Origin of the sequence: Vibrio splendidus 12E03 (assembly GCF_000272105.2) — a bacterium.
Classification (GTDB): Bacteria; Pseudomonadota; Gammaproteobacteria; order Enterobacterales; family Vibrionaceae; genus Vibrio; species Vibrio splendidus_I.
Map to the genome: position 1 here is coordinate 1 of NZ_AJZD02000216.1, position 6,583 is coordinate 6,583.

Here is a 6,583-nt window from a genome sequence, read left to right on the forward strand (position 1 = left end):
TAACTATAGAAAGCGTTGTGGCTTATCCAAAATAAGAATTGATATCATTTAAACGGTAATAATATCGTTTAAGGGTACTTTTGTTTAACCGGAATATTATTTAGTTGAGAGTTAAATAATGCCGGTATAAGGAAAGGATAAAATGGGCAATATTAAATTGGCCATAGTCATAATGCTTAAATCCCTTCTAGCATTCTGCCTCTATGGTTATTCCATTCATGCTGTTGCTGAGCCTGCTGTTACGCCAGTAGGAGAATCAACAAGACATGAAGTCGAATTAATCCGTGACAAAGACTACAAGTGTGTTCAGTGCCATAAAGATTCAAAAGAAACGGTATTGGGTTCACATGGTGAAAGTGCACACGCTTTGCTTGGCCGTGAAGTAAATTGTACTGACTGTCATAGTTCTATTAGCCCCGACCACCGCGAAGGCGCGCCTAAAGTGGTGAAGTATCGTGAGGCTCAATCACAACCAGGTACCGACAAAGTTTACCTAGACCCTAGCTTAATTTTAGATGCCAACAGCCAATGTATAGATTGTCACAAGCCTGATGATCTGCGCGAAGCGAGCTGGACCCACGACGTTCACGCACAAAATTTAACGTGTTCAAACTGCCATGATGTTCATGCGACAGAAGCAAAGGTGTTGGGCTTAGATAAGAAGCAAACCATCAAGCTGTGTGTGGATTGCCATTCAGACTTCAACCAGAAGAAAGAAGGGGAGTAATCTATGAGCTGCTCAAGAAGAAACTTTTTAGCTGGCGCGGGTGCCGTTATTTTTACCACAGGTGTTGCGGGAACCGCAGCTGTGACAAGTCGTAAAACGTTGGCCAATGTTCAAGAGGATGGGGCTAAACGTTATGGAATGATTCATGACGAGACCGTGTGTATTGGTTGCACCGCTTGTACAGAAGCTTGTCGTGAAGTGAACAAAGTGCCTGAAGGTGTATCGCGCTTAGAGATTATTAAGAGCGAACCTCAAGGCGAATATCCAAATGTTGATTACCGTTTTACTCGTAACTCTTGCCAACATTGTGATAACGCACCCTGCGTGATGGTTTGCCCGACAAGTGCAGCCTATAAAGATGAAAAAACCGGCATTGTCGATGTTCATCAAGAGAAGTGTGTCGGTTGCGGTTATTGCTTATTAGCTTGTCCGTATCAAGTGCGTTTTTTCCATCCAGAGAACAAATCCGCAGATAAATGTAACTTCTGTCGTGATACCAATCTTGCACAAGGGAAGTTGCCGGCTTGTGTCGAATCTTGCCCGACCAATGCGCTAGTATTTGGCGATCTAAATGACCCTAAGAGTGAGATAAACCAGGTGCTTAAATCTGAGGTGGTTTACAGAGATAAAGCTTATCTTGGTACTCAACCAAAACTCTATAAAGTGCCACACCAAAAAGGGGAGATCTGATTATGAGTGCATGGGACACAGCTTTTCAGTCTGGTACCGTGGTATGGGACTGGATTATAGCTATCTATCTATTTCTCGCGGGGATGTCGGCGGGTGCCGTAATGATCTCCATTTACCTAAAACGTAAGGTCATTGAAGGCGATCCTGCTCATAATGGTGTGTTAAAGGCGACCGCTTTTCTTGCGCCATTTGGGATCATTTCAGGCCTACTGATCTTGGTTTTCCACCTGACAAAACCGTTATCCTTTTGGAAGATCATGATCTTCTATAATCCAACGTCTGTGATGTCGATGGGTGTGATCTTATTCCAAGTGTATATGGTGATCTTATTTCTTTGGATCGGCATTATATTTAGAGATCAAATCGTCGTATTTTTAAATGACCAAACATGGTTAAAAGGGCGACTCGATTTCGTCGGTAACTGGATTGGCAAATTGGAAGTGTTTGAGAATGCTCTGGAAATATTCTTAGCTGTTCTTGCTCTAATGCTTGCCGCTTATACCGGATTCTTGCTTTCAGCTTTAAATACCTTCCCACTGTTGAATAACCCCGTGCTGCCGATTTTGTTCTTATTCTCGAGCTTATCTTCGGGAGCGGCGGCGTGTATTTTATTTGGTGTGTTGGTCTTTAAAGAATCACCTCATAGCCCGAGTATTTCATGGATCCACGGGTTCGAACGTCCGGTAGTGATGTTTGAGTTGTTTGTTCTGATTACTTTCTTTACTGGGCTTATCTTCGCTGGTGGCCAAAGTGAGCAAGCCGTATGGAACGCCATCGGCAGTGGTTTCTGGGCGAGTTGGTTCTGGTACGGCGTTATCGGTGTTGGCATGGTTCTACCATTGTTGCTGAATGCCGTTACACCAACCTCGATCCGCCATAGCTCGGTGTATATTTTCTCGGTGACTTCACTAAGCCTAATGGGTGTATTAATGCTGCGAACTTTTGTCCTTTATGCAGGGCAGTTAACGATAGCTTAATTTCGCTCAAGTTTATTAGTGAGCAGATGTTGGATACTAAATATCTGCTTATTAATGAACATGTTCTTAATAAACATGAGATGCGTGTTTAGATCGGCTCTGCTCAGGTAGAGCCTTATTGAGGTGATATGGTCGGTTCTTTGGGGCTGTTTAGTTTGGTGTTGGTTGCTGTACTCAGCAGCATTATTGGTGTGCATTCGTTTTACCAAGTGCTAAATAAACGGACGCAAAATCTAGGTTTAATCCGCAGTTTCTCTCTTTCAAATGCGCTGTTTTCTCTCACTTCTGTCGCATTGCTTGGCTATGCCTTTGTCAGTGATGACTTCTCTATTCTCTATGTCGCTGAACATTCAAATACTCAATTACCCTCATTTTTTAAGCTCGCAGCCGTATGGGCAGGTCATGAAGGTTCCTTGTTATTTTGGGTACTGACGATCAGCGTCTGGTCTGGCGTTATCGCCTTACAAAAACACTATTCAAATGAATACCAAAGTCGTGTGTTGTGGGTCATGAACCTACTGCTCGCGATATTTGCTTGGTTCACCTTATTCGCATCCAACCCATTTGAAATGAACGCGACATTACCGCTAGAAGGGCGCGACCTTAACCCGATGCTGCAAGATGTCGGTCTGATTTTTCACCCCCCATTGCTTTACCTTGGCTATGTCGGCTTTTCTGTGGTGTTGGCATTTGCTGTCGCCGCTTTGCTGGTTGATCCTATTGAGTTTGATTGGGTTGCCCATTGTCGCAGTTGGTGTTTAGTCGCTTGGATCTTTTTAACCGCGGGGATCATTCTTGGTTCTTGGTGGGCGTATTACGAATTGGGCTGGGGCGGCTGGTGGTTCTGGGATCCGGTTGAAAATGCAAGTTTGTTGCCGTGGCTTACTTCGACCGCTTTACTGCACAGCCTAGGTGTTGCTAAGGGCAAACAACAGTTACTGAAATGGTCTCTCAGTCTCGCTTTCATTACGTTTTGTTTGAGTATCTTAGGCACCTTTATTGTTCGTTCTGGCGTACTCACATCGGTACACGCTTTTGCCGTCGACCCAACCAAAGGTATCGCACTGCTTCTTATATTAGTTCTGGTACTGGTGAGTTCATTTTCTCTGCTTATCGTCAGAGGAGAGTCTTTTGAATCAAGCCCGATTACCAGCTTCGCCAGCAAAAGCTTTTTGAGCTTAGTTGCGGTGCTTATTTTTGTTCTCGCGACTGCTGTCGTGGTGTTCGGCACGTTTTATCCCATGGTCTTTGAGTTGCTTGGACTAGGAAATATCTCGGTCGGTGCACCTTACTTTAATCTCTTGATTGCACCTTTGGCTTTGCTCGCGTTGGCTGTCGTCGGCCTTGCCCCATTGCAGAGTATTAAGCCTCAAGCATCGAAAGGCGTTGTTACGTTGATCGCTCTAGCATCTATTTGCCTCGGGTTTGTCTGTTACGTTTTGCAAGTAGAGAAGATTCAAGTGATGGCACTAATGACATGGTCACTCGCATTTTGGGTTTTACTCACTCATGTTTATGGCTTGGCAGTAACGCGCAGTTCCAAGTTCCAACGTAAAGTCTGGGTGATGACCTTTGCCCATGTTGGGGTTTCAGTGTTAGCGGTAGGTGCTGCGATGAATAGCTACCACTCGTTTGAGCGCAGCTATAAGTTAAGCCCAGGCGTAGAAGTCGAATTCATGGATTGGACGCTTTCTCATCGTGATACTGAGCTGTATGTCGCTTCAAACTTTACCGCAGAAAAAGCGATACTCAGCCTAAAGTCTGGCGAGCAGCGCTTTTCTATCGCGCCGGAAAGAAGACATTACCAAGTTCGAGTCATGAACATGAGTGAGCCCGCAATGAAATGGTTCTGGCATGGTGATGTTTATATCACCATGGGCGAGAAAGTTGATTCCACCGCTTACGCATTTCGTGTTCAGTATAAGGCGTATGCGCGCTGGATCTGGTTTGGTGGGCTGTTCTCCATTATCGGCGCTTTGCTCTCATTGACTCATCGTAAAAAGAAAACCGTTAAGGCGTCACAGTATGCATACCAGCGTTCGTAACAAGCTAATTAGTCTAATTGCCTTAGCATTGATTGTGGTGCTGGGGTTTGTCTTTGCGCTTGATAATAAGCAGCAATCGACCATGGTGTCTGAACAACAAAGGGCATTTCCAGAATTTACATCGAGTGCGTTAGTGAATAGTGAAGGCGTCAGCAGTCAGCAGAAAATTACGCTCGCTGATGTCACGCAGTACCCTTATCAACTGGTTAATGTGTGGGCCTCTTGGTGCGGTATATGTAAAACCGAACATTCATTTTTGCTTCAACTTCACGATAAAGGCATTCCCATCGTTGGGCTTAATTATCGAGATAACTCTGGGGCTGCGATTAACGTGTTATCGAACGATGGCAATCCGTATTCAACGGTGATCAGTGATCCTCAAGGTAAGCTAGCGTTAGAGTTGGGCGTAATTGGCACCCCTGAAACGTATCTGGTCGACGCTGATGGCCAAATCATTAAGAAGTTACTGGGCGTGGTCAATGAATCTGTATGGCAAGAAGAACTTGCGATGTATTTTGATGGTGTAAATCTATGGTGAAGTCTTTAATACAAACACTCGTTATGCTGTCTACGCTTATGTTTGTTAGTTTTCCGACTTTGGCGGAAGACTTGTTTACAGCCAGTAATAAGGATACGAGTATTCAAGTTGAACTCTTTGAGTTTGAAAACCCAGAACAGCAGCAGCGCGCTATTACATTGGCAAAAACGCTACGTTGTCCGCAATGCCAGAACCAAAATCTGGTTGAGTCGAACTCTCCGATAGCAAAAGACTTGCGCCTCGTTGTATTCAATATGGTGAAAGCAGGTCAGAGTAATAATGAAATTACTCAATATATGACAGAAAGGTTCGGTGAATTTGTGCTCTATAAACCGGCAATGAGTGTTTCAAACTTATTACTTTGGCTACTTCCAAGCCTATTATTTCTCTTATTTATATATTTATCATTAAAAAGTGTTAGAAAGCGCTCATAAAAATTATGTATTACTGTTTACCAATTGACCTGTATTTTGTAACATTAAAGGATTATAAAGGCTAAGCACTGTTATATAAGGATGTGTCTGTGGATAACGTAATCTCAAATTTAAAGAAAGAGTTCCATACTCATGTCCGATCTGACAAATGGGCAGAAAAATACAGTGCAAAATCGAGCATTTCTACGCTTACTCAAGAAGAGTTAACTGAATTAGAGAACGCTTGGGTTCAACTTGTCATCTGGAAGCAAACTCAAGTAAGTTGAGCGTTCTGTAAAAAAGTGTAGTTTTAGCCGCAACTGTTTAATTTATAACCCCATGTTGGTCATCCCAATGTGGGGTTTTTTCTTACTTGAAAAATAATTGTTATATTATAACAATTTGTACAAGGTCGACCTTGAAAAAAATTGTTAACAGCCTCATAGTGTCTATCATTAGATAGTTAGCTACAAAATATTGCCTAGACATATCATGTAGCGTCGTTAAATACATCGAATTTTCAAGTGAGTATAGCTATGGCGGAAGTACGTGCCAGAATAGATTTCAAAGTAGGGGCAACAAGCAGTATTGATGCTGAACTTCTGTCTTTTCATGGGTTGAAAACAGATAAAGAGCATGTTGCTGTGATATTTAAATCAGCCGATAAGACACAAGACATACCTCTTGTTCGTATGCACTCTGAGTGTCTTACTGGTGATGTTTTCCATTCTTCTCGCTGTGACTGTGGTGAGCAGCTAGACGAAACCATTAGAATTATGGGTGAGACGGGTGGCGTGATCCTTTATCTTCGTCAAGAAGGTCGTGGTATTGGTTTGTACAACAAAATCGATGCGTACCGTCTGCAAAGCGAAGGCATGAACACTTATGAAGCCAACAACCACTTAGGTTTTGGCGATGACCTGCGCGATTTTACTGAAGCTGCTGAAATGCTACGCGCTTTAGGTACCACAAAAATCCGCTTAGTGACCAACAATCCTAAAAAAATCAATGAACTTAAAGAGTTTGGTATTGAGATTGCTGAAGTGGTGAACACCTCTGCTCACATTAAGTCGGGTAACGAAAGCTACTTGAAGGCCAAAGTCTCACACGGTAAGCATAACCTGGATATCTGATTAGCCTCCTTTGTTGCGCATAACACATAAATGTTCGTGCGACCTGAGGTCGTATGAAGC

At 43.3% G+C, this 6,583-nt stretch carries 8 protein-coding genes; all 8 read left to right on the forward strand.

Annotated features, from left to right (window positions below; translation table 11 throughout):
* The first annotated feature begins 142 nt into the window (after window positions 1–142).
* A complete protein-coding gene (gene nrfB, locus A142_RS14860) occupies window positions 143–727 on the forward strand; it encodes a cytochrome c nitrite reductase pentaheme subunit (protein WP_019822323.1) in 585 nt (194 codons plus the stop codon).
* A 3-nt stretch (window positions 728–730) separates the two neighbouring features.
* A complete protein-coding gene (nrfC, locus tag A142_RS14865) occupies window positions 731–1,417 on the forward strand; it encodes a cytochrome c nitrite reductase Fe-S protein (RefSeq protein WP_019822325.1) in 687 nt (228 codons plus the stop codon).
* 2 nt (window positions 1,418–1,419) lie between these two features.
* The gene (gene nrfD, locus A142_RS14870; RefSeq protein ID WP_019822327.1) at window positions 1,420–2,394 is read left to right on the forward strand and encodes a cytochrome c nitrite reductase subunit NrfD; all 975 of its coding nucleotides are present in this window, start codon (window positions 1,420–1,422) and stop codon (window positions 2,392–2,394) included.
* Window positions 2,395–2,522: 128 nt separating this feature from the next.
* Entirely contained in the window at window positions 2,523–4,439 is a 1,917-nt protein-coding gene (locus A142_RS14875) for a heme lyase CcmF/NrfE family subunit (RefSeq protein ID WP_019822329.1), read from the forward strand.
* Window positions 4,420–4,977, forward strand: coding sequence for a DsbE family thiol:disulfide interchange protein (locus A142_RS14880; RefSeq protein ID WP_019822331.1), 558 nt, complete (start codon window positions 4,420–4,422; stop codon window positions 4,975–4,977). The genes A142_RS14875 and A142_RS14880 overlap by 20 nt, the downstream gene beginning before the upstream one ends.
* Window positions 4,971–5,411: a heme lyase NrfEFG subunit NrfF gene (gene nrfF, locus A142_RS14885; protein WP_019822333.1), complete on the forward strand. Its 441-nt coding sequence runs from the start codon at window positions 4,971–4,973 to the stop codon at window positions 5,409–5,411. Before A142_RS14880 ends, nrfF begins: the two co-directional genes overlap by 7 nt.
* An 89-nt stretch (window positions 5,412–5,500) precedes the next feature.
* Window positions 5,501–5,677: a hypothetical protein gene (locus A142_RS25190; protein WP_017063565.1), complete on the forward strand. Its 177-nt coding sequence runs from the start codon at window positions 5,501–5,503 to the stop codon at window positions 5,675–5,677.
* 249 nt (window positions 5,678–5,926) lie between these two features.
* Window positions 5,927–6,523, forward strand: coding sequence for a GTP cyclohydrolase II (locus tag A142_RS14890; protein WP_029405453.1), 597 nt, complete (start codon window positions 5,927–5,929; stop codon window positions 6,521–6,523).
* Window positions 6,524–6,583: the final 60 nt, after the last annotated feature.